Raw genomic sequence first — 21008 nt, 5'->3', positions numbered from 1 at the left:
AAAATCTCCCAACCTTGGCAGTGTTATTCTGTATTCTAAGAGAATGGAAACCTCCAAGCAGTCCTAAGGCTTGTTTGCTTTCGCAAACATTGCGATTAGTGGGTTTAGATAAGAGAGCTTTAAGATATACTTAACTAAAATCGTTAATTATTTCAAAGCAAGTCAGCGTCCAAAAATTTTGTTGAGCGTAGCGAATCTAAATTTTTAGCTGACGTGATTTGAAATAATAGATTTTGAACCAGAATGAGTAGCAGTCAGGTCTAACAAAGAAGATTGCCATCGGCAATCTTCTTTTTGCTCTCTGCAAGAGTCGCTTGTGGGGTGTAACGAAGAGGGGGTGTAAGGGGGAGGGCGATGAGGACCCATGCGAAAGGGTCCTTGGCCCTCCCCCTTTGGCGAAGTCATCAGCTTGATGACAACCATTTTATACGTGATAAAATTCCGAAGAATTAAAGTAAATAATACTATTATCTTGGATAATAAGAAAAAAGGTTATTAGGGAAACTCCCTAATAATTCCTAAGGTCTTGGACCTTATCCAACCTCTCCCATGTGAATTCTTCTTCATCCCTTCCAAAATGTCCGTAGGCGGCTGTTTTTTTGAAGATTGGGCGTCTTAGGTCTAGGTTTGCTATTATGGCTGCTGGTCTGAAGTCGAAGTTTTCTTCTAGGATTTCTAGGAGTTTTTCGTCATCGTATTTGCCTGTTCCGAAGCTATCTACATAGATTGATAATGGTTTTGCTACTCCTATAGCGTAGGATACTCCTATTTCTAGCTTATCTGCCAGGCCTGCTGCTACCATATTTTTTGCAGCATATCTTGCCATATAGGCTGCTGACCTGTCTACTTTTGTTGGGTCTTTGCCTGAAAATGCTCCACCGCCTGCTTTTGAGTAGCCGCCGTAGGAGTCTACTATTATTTTTCTTCCTGTTAGTCCGCTATCTCCCTTTGGGCCGCCTATTACGAATTTGCCTGTTGGGTTGATATATATTTTTGTCTTTTCATCTATTAATTTTTCATCTACTACTGCCTTTATAACATGATTTATGATGTCTTCTCTTATTTTTTCTAAGGATACTTCTTCCTTGTGTTGGCTTGAGATGACTATGGAGTCGATTCTTACTAGCTTATCATCATCATATTCTACTGTTACCTGGGTCTTGCCATCTGGTCTTAGGTAGTCTAGGATGCCTTCTTTTCTAACTTGGGCTAGTCTTTTGGCAAGGGCTTGGGCCATGGCTACTGATACTGGAAGGTATGAGTCTGTTTCATTGTCTGCATAGCCAAAGACCATGCCTTGGTCTCCTGCTCCTATTTGATCAAATGGGTCAGAGCCTTCTTTATATTCGCTTGCCTTATCTACACCCTGGGCTATGTCTGCTGATTGCTCAATTAGGCTGGTGAGTACTGCTACATTTTCATAGTCAAAGCCTGTATCCCCATCTGTGTAGCCAATTTCTTTTATGGTCTCTCTTACTATAGATTCTATTGGGGCATAGGCTTCTGTTGAGATTTCTCCTACTACTAGGACAAGGCCTGTGGTTGTTACTGTCTCACAGGCTACTCTTGAGTTTTTATCTTGTCTTAGACATTCATCTAGGATTGCATCTGATATTTGATCGCAGACCTTATCTGGATGGCCTTCTGTTACTGATTCGCTGGTTATTAATTTTCTCATTCTTTCTCCTTTAGGTAAACTATTGCTCTTGATTCTATGCCTAGGCCCTTTCCTGTAAAGCCTAATTTCTCGCTCGTTGAGGCCTTTACCGATACATTTGCTAGGTCGGTTTTTAGGTGGCTGGCTAATAATTTTACTATTTCTTCTCTTTTTGGTGATATTTTTGGCATTTCACAGATTATTACTGAGTCTATATTGCCTATTTCATAGCCCATATCTTCCATTTTTTCGACAACCCTGTCTAAAAGATCTATGGAATATATGTCCTTGTAGGCTGGGTCTGTATCTGGGAAGAGATTGCCAATATCTGGTAAGGCTAGGGCACCGAGGATGGCATCCATTATGGCATGGGTTAGGACATCTGCGTCCGAATGACCTAGGAGCCCTTTTTCATAATCAAATTTGATTCCACCTAGGATTAGGTCCCTTCCTTCTACTAATTTATGGACGTCATAGCCTATTCCTACTCTCATTTTTCTTCCTTTCTTAAAAATCCCTCGCCAAAGATTATATCTTCTTGGGTTGTAATTTTTATATTTTGATATTCGCCTTCTACGATTTTGACTGGTGTTTTCTTATCAAAAAATTCGAAAAGTTGGCTGTCATCTGTGACTTTGGCCTCGCTTGTCATGTATTTTTCATAAAGGGTCTTGATTTTTTCTACCTCAAAGGCTTGGGGTGTTTGGATATTATATACAAAGTCCCTGTTTGGGGTGAAGTCTACCTCTCCCCTCTCATTGGCTACTTTTATGGTATCCTTAGCCTTTGTTGCAGCTATGGCTGCCTTATAATTATCCATTTCTTTTAATGTTCTTCTAAATAGTTCTAAGCTTGCAAAAGGTCTTACCCCATCGTGGGTTAAGACCAGTTGACTTTTTTTATTTAAGGCCAATAGGCCCTTGTATGTTGACTCTTCACGGCTTTTGCCGCCCTTTACTATCTTTATTCTGACATCATTTATTTTTTCTACTAGGCTAGCAGCCATTTTCCTGTCTTCTTCTCTTATGACTAGGATTATTTCGTCAAATTCAAATAATGAGCTGACTTTTTCTAGGGTTATTTCCAGGATTTTCTTGCCCGCAATTTCTATATAGGGCTTGTTAGTGGCAAGACCCATCCTTAGGCCAGAGCCTGCTGCTGTTATGATAGCTGATAGGTATTTTCCTTTATACATCCTCGCTCCTTACAAATATCATCCTGCCTGCAGATGTTTGAAGGACGGATGTTACTTTGGCATTTATGACCTGATCTATTAGGTCTGCCCCATCTTCTACTACCACCATGGTTCCATCTTCTAAATATCCTACACCTTGATTTTTGCCCTTGCCTTCTTTAATTACCTCAATTTGCATTAGTTCACCTGGTATTACTACTGGTTTTAGGGCATTGGCTAAATCATTTATATTAAGGATTGGTATGCCTTGGACATTGGCTACCTTGCTTAGGTTGTAGTCGTTGGTAAAGACCTTGGCTCCCAAATCTAGGGCTAGTTTTAAGAGTTTGGCATCTACTTCTTTGATATCTTCGTAATCCTTGTCTAAGACTTTTAGCTTTATCTTGTCAGTTTCTTGGATTTTCTTGATTATATCAAGACCCCTGCGGCCCCTTTCTCTTTTTAGGTCATCTGGGCTATCTGCTATATGTTGGAGCTCTTCTAGGACAAATTCTGTCACTATTAGCTCACCTTCCAAGAAGTCTGTATTTATTATATCAAGGATTCTTCCATCTATTATTACAGATGTATCAAGGACCTTTGGACTTGCGGTCATATTCGCCCTGTCAAAGGCTATTTTCTCTTTTTTTTCTTTTTTATCATCTTTTGACCTTGTCATAAAGGCTATTAGGTCGTCTGCATTTCTTATAGCAAGTCTCCATCCAAGATAACCAAAACCAATATATAATAAAATGGATAATAGCACAAAAATTGAATTTCCTACAACAGGTAGGGATAGTTTGGTTAATGGGGTTGATGCTAATGCTGCTACTAAGAAGCCTAGAATTATACCAAGTACGCCTATAACAAGGTTTGCTGCTGGCAATTTACTAATCTTCTTTTCTAAAATTGAAAAACTTACTGTCGCTTTGTTGGAAATCGGGTCTGCAATTAAATAAAAAATAAAAGCAAACAAAGCTGATGCTAGAATATTAGCCCCTATAAATAATTTGCCGCTATTAGGGATAAACCCAAAAGCGGCGTTAACTACTTTTAAGACTACTATTCCAAGAACAGCTCCGATTAGCGCAAAAACTAATCTGATTATTCTCTTCATAATATCTCCTTATAAACCGATAGACTCATCTATCATCTTTTCTGCCTCTTCTTTGTCTAGAGAACCCACCATAACTAACTCACTGGCAAGAATCCTCCTTGCCCTATTAAGAAGCTTTTTCTCAGTTGTCGAAAGTCCCTTATCACTATCCAAAATCGCAAGATTTCTAACCATCTTAGCAATCTCAAAAACATCGCCAGTCTTTAGAATATCTTGATTGTCCCTATATCTTTTGGTCCAATTAGTATTCATCTCTGTTGGCTTGTCATCTAGGATTTGTAAAACTTCTTTTCCTTCTTCCTTGGAAATAATACCTCTGATGTTCATTTCACCTATTTTCTCAGCCGGAATTGATATATCCATATCCCCAATAGGCATCTTGAGAATAAAATACTCCTTCTCCTCGCCCATAAAAGTCATCTTTTCAATGGCATCAATCACGCCAGCCCCGTGCAATGGGTACACTATCTTATCGCCTACTTTAAACATATAACCTCCTAGGTTCTCTAGTAGTATTATACCATAAATTTAAAAATACGCTTTAAGCAATATTACAGTATATTCCAAAAAATATTTTTATCAATCCTTAAGACCAGTTTTTATGTTAATTCTTTTATGGATAACCTCAATGTTGGCATCTGTAGTTTTGCCACCAAAGTCGCCATCAAGCGACCAGGAGACTTCTTCATCAGTCTTTACCCTAAGGCTAGATGCCTGGCGCCTAATGACAAAGTCATTTGACTCATTATTAGTAAGAGCCTGGATAATCTTATTTAGGTCAATAAGACTCTCAGGTTTTTTAACCAAAGTGATTTCAAAAAGCCCATCAGAAAGGCCAACCTCTCCATCAAAAATATCAGTAAAGCCACCCACAGAAATAGAATTAGAAGCCATAAAATGGATGAAATCACCCTTAATAAGCTCATGGTCAATTTCAATTTCAGCCTTGTAAGACTTCATAGATTGGATAGGAAGAAGCTTTTTAATACCCTCCACAATGTAAGCAGAGCGGCCCAAAATATTTTTCATATCCTGATCAGTAGAAAAACTGACATCAGAAAGAGCTCCAAAGGCTGCCACATAGACAAAATACTTATCATCAATCTTTCCAACATCAATCCTCTTAACCTTGCCTCTTACCGCAGTTCTAGTCGCCTTTTCAATTTCTGGAGAAATATTTATAGACCTAGAAAAATCATTGGTAGAACCTGTAGGTATATAGGAAAAGGTCGGGTCAATATCAGCTCTAAGAGCAGCAGAAACAGCCTCATCCAAAGTCCCATCTCCTCCAGATACAAGGATATTATCAAAGTCCTTTCCATACTTTTCAACAATCTCACGACAATCTCCAGACTTCTGGGTAGCATAAACAGTAGGAAAAATCCCCTTGCTAGATAGATACTCAATAATAGAAGAAAGAGAATTCTGAATAGCCCTCTGGCCAGAATTTGGATTATAAACAAATAACATTTTTTTCATAAAATCACCTTTTCTTAGGGCAAATTGCCTAAATCACCAATAATATATATTTGATTTTACTACAAAATATTGAAATTTTTAGGGGCTTCCCCTAAAAACCTCTGTTTTTATCCAAGATAATAATATTTTCTTTATTCTTTAATGAATGGTAATTATTTAGTGTTTTTCTTAGTAATTTAATCTTATAATAAATTATTTCTATTTACTATTGAATCTCCGTCTAAAGGAGGGGCGAAGGGGGCGACCGATGCCCCCTCATGCCCCTCCTTAAACCTCCCCATTTCACCCCCTCCCGGCTCCTTAAGCGGAGTGCGAAACAGGAAGATTTTTTTCAAAAATCTTCTTTATTATGGTGGATTACTTCGTATTCATCTAACCTTATTCTTACTAATTTAAAATCAAAAGTCCCCTAAAAATCACAATCTAGTCCAACTGTGCTTTTTGTTCTCACTTATAGTCTTAGTAATTACAGTATTTGTATTTAAATTTAGTTGTCAGTGTGATTTTATTGACGGTGACTTTTTATTTTAAATCTCCCCATAAATTAGTATCTTAGACTAACTCATCGCGATGTTTGCCAAAGGCAAACGAGCCTTAGGACTGCTTAGAGGTTTCCATTCTCTCTGAATATAGAATAATTCCCCCAAGGTCGGAAGATTTTGTAAATGGAGATGCCGTTAAGAAAATCTCCTGACGCACGAGTGAATATTAAATTTCTGTAACTACTTAGATGTAGAGTAAATATTAAAGAAACATTTGGACTAGATTGAGATTTTTAGGCATCGGAATGTCAAAATCAGTAAGAATAATGATAGCTAATACAAAGGGTTCTGTCTAAAAAGAGAGGCTTGCCGAAGGCAAGCTTCTGTTCATGCTCCCCGCTTTAGGGGCCGCCTGGGGGTGTAACGGAGAGGGGTTTAAGGGGAGGCCGATGAGGGACCATGCGGAAGGTCCCTTGGGCCTCCCCTTATTACGGAGATTCAGTAGTAAATAATAGATATTTAATAAAAGACAAAATTACGAAGAGTAAAACTAAATAATAATATTATCTTGGATAATAAAAAAGAGGTCCTAGGGAGCCTGGCTCCCTACTCAACCTCTTTTGGATTTTCCAAATCTTCATTTTTAAAAAAGTCTGTCCCATCATTTGCATTATCTTGGTTTGTTGCAAATACTGATACGTATTCCTTTCCATCTATCTTATAAGTGACTTCTACCCTTAGGTATTCTATAAAATATTTCTCGTATTGTATAGAGTATCTCTTTGTTTTGTAAGTGTAGGTCTTATCCTTGCTGCTTATTGTGTCTAGATTAATTTCTCTTTTATCCTCTGGGTCCCTGTAGTCTGAGGCGTGGGCTGTGATTTTTACGCTCAAGTCTTCTGGCTCTACTTTTTCGCCACTCTTGTAAAAGGTCAAGGTAAAACCGCCGCCTTGGTTTAGGTGGATGGATGGGAGGTCTCCCTCGATTCTTCCTCCTATTTTGTCATTTATTCCTTCAAGTTTTTCCTTGCTTAGGTTTCTATAATCTTCTGCCCTTAGGGTTTTTGTTATCGGATCTCTTTCGTCAAATTCGATTTTTGCTTCCATTCTAACCCCGTCGACCTCGTTGTTTCTCATGAAATTAGGTGTTTGGTGAAAGATATATAGGTTAAGACCTATTAGTCCTAGGATTAGACAGGCCAGGCCTATTAGTATTTTCTTTACCATAAGTCCCTCCTCTTATTGGACTGATAGTTTGTTTTTGTGGAAATAATTTATCATAGCAAAGTATAGACCGTTAAAGGCTAATAGTACTCCTAAAATTGCTAGGAAGGATCCTAGGTTAAAATCAAAGGTGCTTATTCCGACTTGGCCGTTATTTTGAACGACTTCTACCATTTTTATTATCTGACTATCTGCCAAGAGGCCAAAAACCTTAAGATATAGATAGGCTTGGCCGACAAAAAGGACCGCTAAGATTAGGCCATTTGCCATTTTTCCCAGTTTATTAAAAGGACTTGCCGCCCCTAGGGTGTTGGTTGCCATTATCATTTGGGCCAAGACTAGGGCAAATCCAAAGGCTATTATTAGGGTTTTGATGATTGCTATCCACATTTCCCCTTTTATTGTTCCAAGTAGCCTAAAGACTTCTCTCATGAATTCCCCAAAGTTTAGGGCTTCTCCAGGATTTACTGCTACAAAGGAAAATAGGTTGATTATGGAAATTATTACTATGATTACTCCCATAATTACAAGGTTTATTAGCCTAGCTAGGTTTATTTTCTCTGATGAATAAGGAAGGCAAGTGTAAAATGAAGCCCCATCCTTATAAAATCTTCTGTTGTCGTTATTTGCCAAAAATACTAGGGCTACAAGAGGGCCAAAGGACATGGCCACCGCTCCTATGCCGACTATGGCAAATAAGGCTTCAAATCCTGTTGCTGAATAAAGGATCATGCCAGTAATTCCCAAGATTAGAGGCATTAGCATGCAAGGTAATACTGTTTTTATATCTTCTTTAAATAAAAGTCCGATTAATTTTCTCATTATAAGACCTCCGTAAAGTAATCTTCCACGCTCATGTGGTTTTCTTCTCTGATTTCGTCTACTCCTTTATCAAGGATGATTTTACCATCAGAGATGGCTATGACTTGGTCAAGGATTCTCTCTATTTCGCTAATTAGGTGGGTTGAAATTATCAAGATTCCCTGGTAGTCGAAATTTTCTATTATAGTCTTTAGCATTATGCGTCTTGCCTTTGGGTCAATGCCTGTCATCGGCTCGTCTAAGAGGTAAATCTTTGTCCTCCTTGAAAGGGTGGCTGCAATTTGGACCTTATCCCTCATACCCTTGGAGCATTCCTTAACCCTTAATTCTTTATCGATGCCAAAGGATGCTAAAAGCTTAAAATATCTTGAAATATCAAAGTCTTTATAAAATCTCTTGTAAATCTCGCCAATCTCTCTTACTCTCATTGATGGATAAAAAGGTAGGTGGTCTGGTTGGTAAGAAACTAGGCTGTTAGTCTCTCCGCCTGGCCTTTGGCCTTCTATTGTGACTTCTCCCTTATAATTTTTCTCAAGACCTGCTAGGATTCTCATAAGGGTAGACTTACCAGTACCATTTTCTCCTACAAGTCCTACAATCTTGCCATCATCTAGCTTTAGGTTCATATTATCCAAAACCTTCCTACCCCCGTAGGATAGGCTTAAATCTTTAATCTCTATCATAATTCCTCCCAATACTTATCAAGCTCTCTTAGAGCATCTTTCTTTTTGATATTTAGGCTTTCCATGCCGCTTATAAAGTCATCTGCTATCTTGTTAAAGGCCCTATCAGATAACTTTGCTATTTTCTTCTCATCTTCTGTTACAAACCTTCCAGCTGTCCTCTGGCTTTCGCAAAGGCCTTCTCTTTCAAGCTCGGCCAGGGCCCTTTGGATGGTGTTGGGATTGACCTTATAGGAACTCGCTAGGTTTCTTACCGAGTCAATCTTTGCCCCAGGTTCCCAAGTTCCGGTTGAGATCTTAATCTTAAAATCTTCCACCAATTGGATATAAATTGGTCTACTTTCATCAAAATCCATCTACTCACCTCGATTCTGATTTTGTACTACTGTATTATTATCTTAATACAATCTTACCACCTAAATTTATGGCCGCAAGTTTTTTTATAATTTTTTTACTAATTATGTGAGGTATAATAATTAACAAAGAATTTTATTAGGGAGAATATCATGAAATTAATTATAGAAAATCTGTCCAAGGCCTTTGGCAAAAAGGAAGTCCTAGCAGATGCGTCTTTCACCTTTGAAAAGGGTATTATCTACGCACTTTTGGGAAGAAATGGATCAGGTAAGACTACTCTTTTTAGGCTAATTACAGATGGTCTTGATAAGGATACTGGAGAGGTCTTTTTAGAAGAAAATGGAATTAAGCGAAAGTTAGAATTTAAGGATATATTTTTCATGGTTGCTGAACCAGAGCTTCCTAAATTTCTGACTGGCTATGAATTTATCAAATTTTTTATAGAAGCCAATAAGGAAAATATCAAATCAAGCAAAACAATTGAGGAGTACTTTGGCCTAGTTGATTTTGACATGGAAGATTCCCATAGGCTGATCCAAGGCTATTCTACCGGCATGAAAAATAAGATTCAGATGCTCATGTTTTTGATCCTAAGACCGAGGGTAATCCTCATGGATGAGCCTCTTACAAGCCTTGATGTGGTAGTCCAGCTTGAGATGAAAAAAATTATAAGAGAAATCCACGCTGACCATATAATTATTTTCTCAACCCACATCCTCCAGCTCGCCAAGGATATATGTGATGAGATCGTCCTCTTATCTGACAAAAAACTCCAAAAGGTTGAGGAAAATCTCATAAATAATCCTGATTTTGAAGATAAGATTATAGACCTCCTTTCTGGAGAAAAGGAATCTCTTAAGATTGATGAAGAATTGAGGAAGATAGATGAATAAAAACTTGTCAATGTTCATTATAAGACAAAAAATCGAATTATCAGAAGCCTTTAATGGTATAATTTGGGCCTTTAGGCATATCCCCTTTATAGGGAAATATTTTGGAGATAAGTATAAGTTTGAAAGTCCTAAGCAAGTAATTCACAGCCTTTATCCAATTTTCACCTTGATAAAAGGCCTTATCAAATCCCTATTATCCTTCGGGATTGTAGCTATCTTTGTAGGAGTTATCTTGGGCTGGGCCTATGGAATTTTCAAGCCAGACTATGAGAGGGCCCTATACTGGGATAAGGCCTATTCAATGCTCATTCCCCTTTATCTTTATTGGCTTATGGCCCTACTTAAAGATTTGGTAGGAGCTGACCTAACTGATCTTAAAAAATATTACCAAAACTTCCGCTTTAGCCCAGAAGAAATAATAAAGTCAAAGCTTTATTTTGAACCGCTTGTCAGGTTTTTTACAAGGTCCATAGTCCTAATGGTTGCCCTCTATCTGATGGCAAAAGTCAATCCTCTCCTAAGTCTAGGATTTTCTCTGGCTATATATTTTACAGAAATTGCAGCATCCGCCTTTTGGCTAGAAATTGACCTACGATTTGGTAAGTCCATCTTTACAAATGGCCTTCTCCAATTGATAGTCATGGTCCTGGTCTTTTTCCTAATGACCTACCTTATGCTATTTAAAGGCCTTTCAGATAAGATCTTCTTGGGCCTTGTATTTATAAGCTCTGGCCTTGGATTTTTAATGGCTATAAATTATTTTAGAAAATTTAATAAGTACGGATTTATCATAGAAAAATCTCTCAGAGAGTATGACGATATAATGGAAGAAATCGACGCAAGCCCGGCAGCAAGTGTCAAGCTTAAGGATAAGGATATTGATAATAAAAAGGTAAAAGGCGAGGGCTTTGCCTACCTCAATAATATATTTTTTAGGAGGCACAGGAGGATTTTGCTTAAGCCTGTCCTTATAAAGTCAGGAATCCTTGCCGCCCTTCTTACAATTTTAATAAGCTTTTTACCATTTTTTGAGAAAAATATAAAGGGCGACCTTGTTGAAATGCTGGTAATCTTGGTCCCTCTTGCTACTTACATGCTTTGCAAGCAGGATAATATCCTAACAGCATTTTTCATAAATTGTGACCAAGGCCTTATCCCTTATGGTTTTTATAGGCAGCCTACAAATCTTCTTACTATGTACAGGGCAAGGCTCATCTCCCTTTTAAAAATAAATGCCATCCCTGCCATAGTTTATGTGCTTGGCCTTGTTGGCGTATTTTTAAGGCTTAACAGGACTGATTATATCTTTGCCCTAGAAGCTATTGCCTATGTACTTTTGGCGGGAGTATTTTCTACAAGCCTACCCCTTGCCCAATATTACCTCTTCCAGCCCTTTAACGCTGAAGGAGCCAAGGTTGGCAAGATATCAGGCGCAATAGATATGGTAGTTTATATCTTTTGCTTCAATGCCATAAGATTTACTAGCGGAATAAAGACCCCAATCCTAGTTATCGGCTCATCTGCCTTTATTCTATTATTTACAATCATAACTAGCCTTTTGATTTTAAAAATAGGACCTAAGACCTTTAGGCTAAAAAATTAAGACTAAAAAACAGGGACTACTGACCTGAACCCCAAAATCCAGAATACGGATGGAGGGGTTTTTATGTCAGAATCCCTGTTTTTATTTTCTATAATTTTGCCATATCCCTTGTGATGAATTTCTTTAGCAATAGTATTATTACTACTGTTATTATAAATTCAACACCTAGGAAGGTTCCGTTGTAGGCTATTGAATAAGCCCAAACATTTTGTCCTTCTGGAGCATAGGATCCAAAATAAATGACCCCTGTTAGGACGTGGCAGACAAATCTTGCAAATACGCCTAAGAATGTTCCAAAAAGAACTGGTTTAAGTTCGTGTCTTTGGTTAAATGATTCTGAGAAAAATCCTACAAGTCCCAAAGCACCGAAGGCTAATGGATAGTCAAGAAAGGCTTGAATTGGGTGATAGATTGAACCACCTAAAAGCATATCTAAAACTCCATACACAGCACCTACAAGGATACCTGGGCCTGCTCCATATCTAATCGCAAATATAATAAGGGGAATCATTTGACCTGCTGTTACTGAACCACCTTGTGGCATAGAAAATAGCTTAATTCTACCTAAAATAAATGATAAGGCAATCATAATTCCTGCTTCTGTCAACATCTTTACTGACCAATTTTTCTTCATAAAAAAATACCTCCTTTACACAATACTTGCTAGAGGTATAAAGCACTTACCTCCGCCAGCATTACCTGGATCAGGTTAAGGGTATGATCTCAGCCGAGTAAAACTCAGCACCCCTAGTGATATAAATATTATACAGTTTTATATTAGTATGCAAAGATACTAATGAAAAAATAAGTGTTCAATCAAAATCTTAATCCCTAAGCCAATTAGGATGATCCCGCCTGTAAGCTCTGCCATTTGCTTAGATTTTAGACCGAGTTTTGATCCAATCTTAAAACCAATCACAGATAAGATTGCGGTAATTATTCCAATAGTTGAGGCTGACCTTACTATATCAATATTTAAAAAGGCAAGGCCCACACCCACTGCCAGGGCATCGATCGATGTAGCTATCCCCATCTTGGCTAGGGATAAAAAGTCAAAGCCATAATTTAATTCACAATATTCTTCTCTTGATTCCTTAATCATTTGTATGCCCAAGATTAAAAGCAAGAAAAAGGCAATCCAGTGGTCTATAGCCCTGATTTCTTCGGCAAAATTCCTCCCCAAAGTAAGGCCAATGACAGGCATAAGGGCTTGGAAAAATCCAAAGCATAGGCCAACAGATAAGCTATTTTTAATTGAGTGAGTCTTTTCCGAAAGCCACTTGCAAATACTAGCTGCAAAGGCGTCCATAGCAAGGCCAACAGATAAAATAAGTAATGATGCAGTATCCAAAATTTCCTCCTAGCTAATTACACAACGCTTTTTTACTTAACCAGAAGGAAAGAAAAATGCAAATCAAATCCTAGATTTCCTTAAGTTTATCAGCCCTTATATAGAAATTTTGCCCAGCAAGGCTCACATAGACAAAACCATCTTCCTCTTCCAAGATTACCCTTACCACGCTATCTTTGGGGATTTTGTCAAAGGCAGTCTTTTCATCCTTAGCAGAATAAATTTCAGCTTCTTGCCTTACCATATAATCAAGGCCTACAGATATTTCTTTTTTGACCTTAAGGCCAGTACTTGGCCTTTCCTCAATATCTATACCCTTATAAGGAATCTCATTCTTCCCGCATCCTGCAAGGATTATCATTAGGGCAATTACCACTAATTTATTGATAATAGACCACCCCAATCTCAGCAAGACCCAAATCTTTCAAATCTCTAATAAGCTTATCCAGGTCAGATTTTCTTGTTTTATTATCCACAAGGATCACTTTCACATCTTCAAAGCCAGCTGCAAGAAAGCTTTCCTTTTCGTCCTTTTCATCGATTATCACATAGTCATATTCTTTTTTATAATTTCCTATATCCCCAGCAAATTCATCCGTATCCATGATTTGATAAGGATTTTCTCCTAAATTCTTATAAGCAAAATTTTCCTCATTGGCCTTTTCTTTGTTAGATATAAATAAAAGCTTCTTGTTTTTGGCAAGGTCTTTAGCAAGATTTTCTGCAAAATCATTAGAATCCTTAACAAGACTAGCAAGGCCAATGACTCCCTCTTTGTATTTATAAGCAAGCTTTGCCTTGATTTTTATAAACTCATCACTCTTGCCAAGGACAGGATAAGAAAGCTCATCCAAATCATCAAAACTTGCTATCCTATCAGACATAAGGGTCTTAATAATTATGATAATAAGCCCCAAAAACAAGCCAGCAAGACCAGCTGCCACAGAGAAAATATAGGTCTTTGTCTTTGATGCCTTATTTACCAAAACTCCATGTAAGTAAGCAAAATTATCTGCATTTAAGTAGGCCTTAGCCATTATCTTAAAATTTTCACAAATCGACTTAAGGCTATCAGCAGCCCTTTTTTTATCATCGTCCTTATAAGTAAAGGAAATAAGACCAGCCTGAGGATTTACCTCATAATCAGCCCTTGCCATCACATCCTTATAAGTTAAGTCAGAGCCTCCCACCTCAAGGGCATCAGCCACTTTTTGATAGAGGTCAGGTGATTTTAAAATTTCCATATAGATATTGGCAAGTTTCTCATTTAAGACAAGCTTGTTATAAGAAACTTCTTCCCCCTCCTCAGCTGCAGAAATTAAAACAGCAGAAGCCTCATAAGTTCCTCCATTTTTATGAAGACCAAGGCCCAAAACAAGGCCAAAAAATAATATAGCTGGGATAATAAGCAGAAGCAAATTCCTCTTAATTCCCTCAATTAGTTGATATGTTGTAACTTTTCTCATGTTATACCTTTCATTTTTCTATCGTAATGAATTAATAGCCATATGATTAGTAAAAAAGAAGTCATATGGCGGTGCATCTACCGCTATATAAACAGCATATGGCAAGACAAATACAAGAACTGCCAAGATTAGCATAAAAACTGCCAGGCTATCTTTTTCCTTTACTTCCTTTATCAGAAGCGGGATCAAAAATATCTGCATGACTGTAAAAAACGAGCTAAACCTAAAGGCTATGGCTGTTGATGACCTAAAGACAAGGACCACCACAAGGCCGTAAAATACCGCCTTTACCGCCGCACTATCAATCGTATTTTTCTTAAAAGTCCCCTTATCAAAATACATTATAGTCATGACAAAGAGGGCCAGGGCGAAAATTATCCTTGGGTCATAAAGCTTCATGGCATAGGCAAATTGCCCCTCAAAGGTGTAATTTATAATCTTTGTCGCCATTCTAGAAAGACCCACAGCCCCCAAAACTTTGGCCATTATTCCAAATAAAAGCTTAGAAAATACCGACACCACAAGGCTTAGGCCTACAATAATTGATTTGGTCAGATTTGATAAGTCAAACTTAAGATATATTAAAAATGGCAACAAAATCACGGCTGACTTATGAAAGCTATAGGCCCAGAAAAAGGCCAAGATACTTAAGATATTTTTCTCTTCTGTCATTAGATAAATGGATAGGACTCCTAATCCTATTGCTGTAGCTGTCCTTGATGTTTGCATATCAAATTGCAAAAAAGTCTGCATAAAAATTATAGCAGATAAAAAGGGCATCCTAGATTTTTTGGCCACCACATAGCTTATTGGTCCAATTGATAAAAGATTCATAAAAGCTATGACCCATTGGCGAGATAGGCCCAAAAGATTGACTATAAAGGCTGTCATCCTAAAGGAAAACTCGACTGGATAGTGGGAATCAAAAAGCTTGGTCGTATCTGTTCCAATATCTTTAGCAAACCATAAGTAATTGTAATAATCAGCATCTCCTGATCCTCTTATGGCCGAAAAAATTAGCATAAGGCCAAACATAGCAGCAATTGCCAGATTTTTCTGATAATTTTTATTAAATTTTATAAGGCTAAAGCAAATGAACATCAAAAGCTCTAAGCAAAATAATAATGTAAATCCCAAAATAATCCTCTCTTAGGTCTCATTATACCCCATTGGCAAGAATAATTTAAAAGAAGATAACTTAAAATTTTACATAGATTTTACATAAACTTTTTATGGAATAAACAATATTTATGTATTATAAAGATGGAAAACAGATAGAAATTGACTAACTCTTCCTTAATACAAACTGTTTTCTAAAACAAAAACTTACCCTCAGTTTTTGTCAGGCTAACATTTTTGATTAACTCAAAAAGCAAAAGTCCACCATGGTCGGTGGATTTTTTGTTTGCAAGAAAAAAGACAGGTTATAAATAACCCGCCTTTAAAAATTTATCTAATTGATACCCTGCCAAAGCCTGTGCTAGCCTTGATTTCAAGGTCTGCTTCATCATTTGTTGTTGATATTTCATAGCCTGTGCTTGTTTTGATCTTGTTTTCAAATTTTTCTGTCACATTTGTAGCTGGACTTTCTACAAAGGCCCTGATCTCACCAGGATAATCTGTTGTATCAACTACCACAGCACCATTTCTTGTGTCTAAATCAATCTCTTTGGTGTTTTTGATATTATAAACTCTGATTGAGCCTTGGTTTGAATCTGCGCTAAATTTATCGCTTTCAAGCCCATCTACTCTAACATTGCCATTTACAGTATCAACTTCAACCAATTCTCCCCTAAGATTTGCCAAGTAAATTGGACCATTTACATTATCTATAGAAAGTTTACCCAGGGTGTTTTTGATATCAAGCTTACCATTTACATTATCTATGTCTATTGCACCCTTGATATTTATAAGGTTAATTCTAGCATTTACTGTATCGATATTTAAATTATCAAAGTCAACATCTGCCACTTCTACCCTGCCATTTACAGAATTTATGTCAAGATTTTCATAAAGGGCCTTACCTAGGGCTAGCTTTAAGCTAACTGATGCTTGAACATTTTTATAAGCTTCATTTTGACTTATTGAAAGATTTCCATCTTTTATTTCTACATTTAAGTAGTCATCAAGATTGGATTTTTTTGAATATACATCAGAACTTAAGATTATTCCGGCTTCTTCTGCCTTTTCAATTATGATATCGCCATTTACTAGGTCTATGTCGATATTATCTATTTCATCATCAATCCTAATATCCTTATGGGTATTAAATTCTCCTTTGATATTAAAATTATTTAAATCTATCATATTATCAAGGTCGATATTTGCTAAGGTTTCTGTTGCTTTTTTAATTACGTTGTCAACTGCTGATGCAATTTTTCCACCCAAGTCCTTGTCAGATTTTTTCTTATCGCCTATGGCTGCAAGGAGGTCACTGGCTTCTTCGACTGTGATTTTGCCATCCTTGAGCATATTTAAAATCATTTGTTTTTCTTCAGTCATTATTAATCTCCTCTAAAAGTTCCTTGGCTTTTTCTGGACTAATCTCGCCATTATCTAGCATATTTAGGATATCTAGCCTATGGCTCTTCTTATCAATTTTGCCGCCAAGTTTTGCTACTATCTTATCAATCCTATTTCTAACTGTTGGATAGGAAATACCTATTTCTTCTCCAACATCCTTGATTGAACCTCTTTTTTGTAAAAATAATTCTATAAATTCTTTATCTTCTTTGTCTAGTTTTGAGAAGTTATCTATCTCAAACTCACCACTTACTTCTGTATAACATGAATTGCATCTGTAGGAAGTAATCACCATCTGATCACCACAATTTGGACATTTATTAATCATAGCCCCTCCTTTTGTTTAAATTATACTAGGTCTTTTAAGATTTGTAAAGTGAAAATTAATTATTTTAAGTTTTTGTTTTAAAATATTTGATAAATCAATTATATATTTTGTGATATGTAAATCTTCAAAAATAAAAAGATTCGGTTTAAGCCGAATCTCTAAATATATTCCTTATCCCAATAGGATTTGATTGTTCTTGATAGCCAGATTATGGTATTTATCATATAAGCTCCTAGGATTCCTGCTTGGATGAAGCTTATGGCTAGGTAAAAACCTAGATTTTGTCCTACTGCCTTCAAAAGCTCTGCAAGAGCAAAGGCTATGAAAAAGGCCGCCAACCATTTGATGGATGTGGTAAGATTGCCCTTAAAATCTGTGTAGGCTAGGGCCTTGTGGCCGTATTTTTTCTTAAAATTATCCCTACGAATTTTGATTTCTTCTCTTTTTTCAGGGCTTGCCTCTGCCAGAAGGGCCGCATAGTAGTGGGCCATATCTTCTGTCTTATTCGTGTATTTTCTAAGCTTTTCCGCCTCAGATAGGCTTGGCTTTCTGATTAAGATTTCCTTTGTGATGGCTGCCTTTGACTTGTAAGATATCCTTTTTTCTCTTAAATCTCTTAGGCCTTCTATATCTTTTTGCCTATCTATCAATTCCAGGGTCTTTTCTTCATATTTTCTAATAGTTTTGCTTGCCAGGTAAAAACTTATGACAACCATAGCTATTATACACATTTGAGCCATTATCATCCCTATATCATCGGTCTTGTTTAGGTCTAAAAACATTGTGCTTATTAAACTTGGAATTAATATAAAAATTGCCAAGGCTCCTGTTAATTTTATTATAGATCTCATAGACTCATTGCCTTTCTATAGATTTCAACCAATCTTTTTCCTGTATTTGCAATCGACTTTTCCTGGGCGATTTTGTAGGCTTTCTCACTTAAATCTGGAAGGTCTCCTTCAAGGATGCTCCTGATTTTACTTTCAAAGTCATCTAGGCTCTTTCCTTTATAGATATTTTCCCCGTCCACAAAACCATCCTTAAATATTTCTATATCCCTTATTAGGATTTGGGCTTTTGTGGCTAGGGCTTCTAGAAGAACTATGCCCTCGGTTTCCTCGTGGGTTAAAAAAGCGTAGAGGTCTGAACCTGAATAAGCCATCCTCAATTCATCGCTTGTCACATAGCCTGGCATGTGGAAATTATCTGGTGCTTGGTCAATGTCTTTTTTTATTTCCGGGCTCATTAGACTCTTATCAAGCTTGCCAAACCAGACAAATTCGTATTCACCCATCCTTTCCGCAAGCCTTATAAAATCATCTATTCCCTTTCTTTTTATGGGAAGGCCCACAGAAATTATTGATTTTTTACTTGGGTCTAGGCTATATTTTGTATAAAAACTCGCCCTATCATCACTTTTTTCTATCCAAAAATCTAGGTCTATACCATTTGACACAACTTCAATCGGCCTATCAAGGTCATAAGTTTCTAGAATATTTTTAGAATACTGGGTTGGGGTTAGGACTATGTGACCTTGCCTATAAGCATGAACTAGCCATTTTTTAAAAAGTGGGGCAAGTTCATTTGAAAAAACAAAGGAATTTTTAAAATCTTCCATGGTAGAATGGCCGTGATAGACTACCTTCTTACCAGCCTTTCTAGCCCTATGAGCAAAAGAAACTGCTCCTGGCAAGCTGGTATTTATGTGGACTAGGTCAAAATCTTCTTTTTCATCCAGACTATAGGGAAAGCCAACCAGGTCTAGGGCCTTTTTTTGGTGGTCAATAGCCTTGCCCACGCCAGATTCTTTGACTGTTTCATAATCTTTTGAATATATTAATACCTTCATGGACGTATTCCTTTATTGCTTTTTGGTAAACATTTTCGCACTTCTTGCCGAAACTTTCAACCGAAAAATTCTCCCTGGCATATTCCTTGGCGTTTATCTCAAGGAGTTCCTTATATTCAGAGTCTGAAAATACCCTATTTACAAATTTTTCGTATTCTTCAAAATTATTGTATTTAAAGCCATTAAAACCATTTACAATAACCCCATCAAGGACCGAATCATTCCTGCAAAGGGCAATGGTCCCATTGGAAAGGGCCTCGTAATAGGTTAGGCCTTGGGTTTCTGAAACTGAACCGGAAGAGAAGATATCAGCCGCTTGATAATAGCGGTTTACAGAATTTGAATCAACCATACCGGTGAAAATCACCTTCTTAGATAAACTAGCTGCATATTTTTTAAGCTTATCAAGGTATGGTCCTCCCCCGACTATGTAGAGATTTATAGTAGGATCTTTTAGCCTATCAAAATAAGCCATGACCTCTTCTATATTTTTCTCCTCACCAAGCCTACCCAAATAGATAATAATTTTCTCATCATCAGCCATACCAAGAGATTTTCTCAAGATTTTTTTATCATAAAACTCAGGCATAGCAATACCCGTAGGGATTACATCAAGCTTATTTTTCTCAATCCCATACTTAAGAAGAAGCTCTTCAGTCTTGGCAGTAGGAGTAATAATCCTGGTGCAGAGCTTAGAAAAAGTCTTAGAAGCAATTGCCACCATCTTCTTGCCTGCCCTTTCAGATGGGGAAAAATAATGGGTGTAGTCCTCATAAACCGTATGGTAGGTGTGGACAAGGGGAATCTCTAAATCTCGCTGGATGCTCTTAGCCATCAAAAAGGTAGAAAACTCGCACTGGGAATGGATAATATCAGGCTCCCACTCCTTAATCTCCTTAAGATGGGAAGAAGCCAAAAGATTAGAAACCCTAGCCTGGGGATAGATCTTCTTGGCAGAAAGACTACCTACATAATAAACATTGCCATCCTTATAAGATTTTGTAGTATTAGATAAGGTAAGGACCCTTACATCATGGCCCTTATCCTCTAAATATTTTTTCAAATTCAAAACAGAACGTACCACCCCGTTAACAACAGGCCAGTACCAATCACTGGTAATTAAAATTTTCATAAAAACCTCACTAGTATAACAATACCATTATTTGGGGGGCTTATCCAAGATAAGATTATTTTAGGGGGCTTTCCCCTAAAACCCCTACTTTATTATCCAAGATAGTTGATTTATTATTCAAGATAATATTATTACTTACTTTAATTCTTCGTACTTTTATCTCATAATAAATAATAATTATAAACATATCTCTTCGTACAAAGGGGGAGGCCCAGGGACCCTTTCGCATGGGTCCCCATCGGCCTCCCCCTTACACCCCCACTCCGTTACCCCCCGCAAGCGACTCTTGCAGAGGGCAAATTGAAGATTGCCTCTGGCAATCTTCTATGTTAGACATGACTGCTATTCATCCTGGTACAAAATCTATTATTTCAAATCTCGTCAGCTAAAAATTTAGATTCACTCCACTTCGTTTCGTTCAACAAAATTTTCTTAACGCTTCCTCGATTTAAAATAATTGACGATTTTAATTCTGTAAGTCTTAAAACTCTTTTTCCTAGACCCACTAATAGCAATGTTTTCCAAAGGCAAACGAGCCTTAGAACCAATTAGTTGTTACATTTCTCTCAGAATAAAGACCTATTTCCCCAAAGTCTGGAGATTTTGTAAATGGAGATGCCGTTAAGAAAATCTCCTGACGCACGAGTACAAATAATAGTTTTGTAGCTACTGAGATGTAGAGTACATAAAAAAGAAATATTTGGGCTAGATTGAGATTTTTAGGCATCGGAATGTCAAAATCAGCTAGGATTAGGCTAGCTTTTACAAAGGGTTCCGTCTACCAAGAGAGGCTTGCCGAAGGCAAGCTTCTGTTCATGCTCCCCGCTTTAGGGGCCGCCTGGGGGTGTAACGGGGAGGGGGTGCAAGG

Annotated in this window: 22 protein-coding genes and 1 riboswitch; of the genes, 2 read left to right on the top strand and 20 right to left on the bottom strand. The window is 37.3% G+C overall.

Annotation, left to right across the window (positions count from 1 at the left end; translation table 11 throughout):
- Window positions 1-508: 508 nt before the first annotated feature.
- The 10 genes from metK to RRB46_RS07805 all read right to left on the bottom strand — a co-directional run bounded on the left by metK (window position 509) and on the right by RRB46_RS07805 (window position 8994).
- Window positions 509-1678, bottom strand: coding sequence for a methionine adenosyltransferase (gene metK, locus RRB46_RS07850; RefSeq protein WP_311538111.1), 1170 nt, complete (start codon window positions 1676-1678; stop codon window positions 509-511).
- On the bottom strand, window positions 1675-2151 hold the full coding sequence (gene ispF, locus RRB46_RS07845) for a 2-C-methyl-D-erythritol 2,4-cyclodiphosphate synthase (RefSeq protein ID WP_311538110.1): 477 nt from the start codon (window positions 2149-2151) through the stop codon (window positions 1675-1677). The genes metK and ispF overlap by 4 nt, the downstream gene beginning before the upstream one ends.
- Window positions 2148-2852, bottom strand: a complete 705-nt coding sequence (gene ispD, locus RRB46_RS07840; protein ID WP_296129410.1) for a 2-C-methyl-D-erythritol 4-phosphate cytidylyltransferase — start codon at window positions 2850-2852, stop codon at window positions 2148-2150. The genes ispF and ispD overlap by 4 nt, the downstream gene beginning before the upstream one ends.
- On the bottom strand, window positions 2845-3948 hold the full coding sequence (locus RRB46_RS07835; RefSeq protein ID WP_297689033.1) for a PIN/TRAM domain-containing protein: 1104 nt from the start codon (window positions 3946-3948) through the stop codon (window positions 2845-2847). Before RRB46_RS07835 ends, ispD begins: the two co-directional genes overlap by 8 nt.
- Window positions 3949-3957: 9 nt before the next feature.
- Complete coding sequence (locus RRB46_RS07830; RefSeq protein ID WP_297689031.1) at window positions 3958-4437, bottom strand: CarD family transcriptional regulator; 480 nt, start codon at window positions 4435-4437, stop codon at window positions 3958-3960.
- Between the two features lie 90 nt (window positions 4438-4527).
- Window positions 4528-5427 (bottom strand): YegS/Rv2252/BmrU family lipid kinase, encoded by a 900-nt coding sequence (locus RRB46_RS07825; protein ID WP_311538109.1) that lies wholly within the window; start codon window positions 5425-5427, stop codon window positions 4528-4530.
- 1088 nt (window positions 5428-6515) lie between these two features.
- On the bottom strand, window positions 6516-7136 hold the full coding sequence (locus tag RRB46_RS07820; RefSeq protein ID WP_311538108.1) for a hypothetical protein: 621 nt from the start codon (window positions 7134-7136) through the stop codon (window positions 6516-6518).
- Between the two features lie 12 nt (window positions 7137-7148).
- Complete coding sequence (locus RRB46_RS07815; RefSeq protein WP_311538107.1) at window positions 7149-7955, bottom strand: hypothetical protein; 807 nt, start codon at window positions 7953-7955, stop codon at window positions 7149-7151.
- Window positions 7955-8638, bottom strand: coding sequence for an ABC transporter ATP-binding protein (locus tag RRB46_RS07810; protein ID WP_311538106.1), 684 nt, complete (start codon window positions 8636-8638; stop codon window positions 7955-7957). Before RRB46_RS07810 ends, RRB46_RS07815 begins: the two co-directional genes overlap by 1 nt.
- On the bottom strand, window positions 8635-8994 hold the full coding sequence (locus RRB46_RS07805; RefSeq protein ID WP_311538105.1) for a GntR family transcriptional regulator: 360 nt from the start codon (window positions 8992-8994) through the stop codon (window positions 8635-8637). The genes RRB46_RS07810 and RRB46_RS07805 overlap by 4 nt, the downstream gene beginning before the upstream one ends.
- Window positions 8995-9144: 150 nt before the next feature.
- Here RRB46_RS07805 and RRB46_RS07800 point away from each other — a divergent pair, with 150 nt between their 5' ends.
- Together RRB46_RS07800 and RRB46_RS07795 are read left to right on the top strand one after the other, a co-directional pair.
- Window positions 9145-9888: an ABC transporter ATP-binding protein gene (locus RRB46_RS07800; protein ID WP_311538104.1), complete on the top strand. Its 744-nt coding sequence runs from the start codon at window positions 9145-9147 to the stop codon at window positions 9886-9888.
- Window positions 9881-11491 (top strand): hypothetical protein, encoded by a 1611-nt coding sequence (locus RRB46_RS07795; RefSeq protein ID WP_311538103.1) that lies wholly within the window; start codon window positions 9881-9883, stop codon window positions 11489-11491. Before RRB46_RS07800 ends, RRB46_RS07795 begins: the two co-directional genes overlap by 8 nt.
- An 88-nt stretch (window positions 11492-11579) precedes the next feature.
- Here RRB46_RS07795 and thiT read toward each other — a convergent pair whose 3' ends face one another.
- The 10 genes from thiT to RRB46_RS07745 form a co-directional block, all read right to left on the bottom strand.
- Window positions 11580-12125, bottom strand: a complete 546-nt coding sequence (thiT, locus tag RRB46_RS07790) for an energy-coupled thiamine transporter ThiT (RefSeq protein ID WP_311538102.1) — start codon at window positions 12123-12125, stop codon at window positions 11580-11582.
- A gap of 30 nt (window positions 12126-12155) precedes the next feature.
- Window positions 12156-12250: riboswitch (TPP riboswitch) on the bottom strand.
- Window positions 12251-12284: 34 nt separating this feature from the next.
- Complete coding sequence (locus RRB46_RS07785; RefSeq protein ID WP_311538101.1) at window positions 12285-12842, bottom strand: manganese efflux pump MntP family protein; 558 nt, start codon at window positions 12840-12842, stop codon at window positions 12285-12287.
- 70 nt (window positions 12843-12912) lie between these two features.
- On the bottom strand, window positions 12913-13203 hold the full coding sequence (locus RRB46_RS07780; protein WP_297689014.1) for a hypothetical protein: 291 nt from the start codon (window positions 13201-13203) through the stop codon (window positions 12913-12915).
- 19 nt (window positions 13204-13222) lie between these two features.
- Entirely contained in the window at window positions 13223-14308 is a 1086-nt protein-coding gene (locus tag RRB46_RS07775) for a hypothetical protein (RefSeq protein ID WP_311538100.1), read from the bottom strand.
- Window positions 14309-14326: 18 nt separating this feature from the next.
- Window positions 14327-15445, bottom strand: a complete 1119-nt coding sequence (locus RRB46_RS07770; protein WP_311538099.1) for an EpsG family protein — start codon at window positions 15443-15445, stop codon at window positions 14327-14329.
- Between the two features lie 312 nt (window positions 15446-15757).
- On the bottom strand, window positions 15758-16810 hold the full coding sequence (locus tag RRB46_RS07765; protein ID WP_311538098.1) for a DUF4097 family beta strand repeat-containing protein: 1053 nt from the start codon (window positions 16808-16810) through the stop codon (window positions 15758-15760).
- A complete protein-coding gene (locus tag RRB46_RS07760; protein WP_296129695.1) occupies window positions 16803-17159 on the bottom strand; it encodes a DUF2089 domain-containing protein in 357 nt (118 codons plus the stop codon). Before RRB46_RS07760 ends, RRB46_RS07765 begins: the two co-directional genes overlap by 8 nt.
- A 158-nt stretch (window positions 17160-17317) precedes the next feature.
- Window positions 17318-18010 carry a hypothetical protein gene (locus tag RRB46_RS07755; RefSeq protein WP_311538097.1) on the bottom strand — a complete coding sequence of 231 codons (693 nt, stop codon included), beginning with the start codon at window positions 18008-18010 and terminating at the stop codon, window positions 17318-17320.
- On the bottom strand, window positions 18007-19008 hold the full coding sequence (locus tag RRB46_RS07750; protein ID WP_311538096.1) for a glycosyltransferase family 4 protein: 1002 nt from the start codon (window positions 19006-19008) through the stop codon (window positions 18007-18009). Before RRB46_RS07750 ends, RRB46_RS07755 begins: the two co-directional genes overlap by 4 nt.
- Window positions 18977-20140, bottom strand: a complete 1164-nt coding sequence (locus RRB46_RS07745) for a glycosyltransferase (protein ID WP_311538095.1) — start codon at window positions 20138-20140, stop codon at window positions 18977-18979. The genes RRB46_RS07750 and RRB46_RS07745 overlap by 32 nt, the downstream gene beginning before the upstream one ends.
- Between the last annotated feature and the right edge of the window lie 868 nt (window positions 20141-21008).

Source organism: uncultured Anaerococcus sp. (assembly GCF_963512375.1).
Lineage (GTDB): Bacteria > Bacillota > Clostridia > Tissierellales > Peptoniphilaceae > Anaerococcus.
The sequence above is the reverse complement of the archived record's forward strand: the minus strand, read 5'-3'. Positions and strand labels throughout refer to the sequence as shown.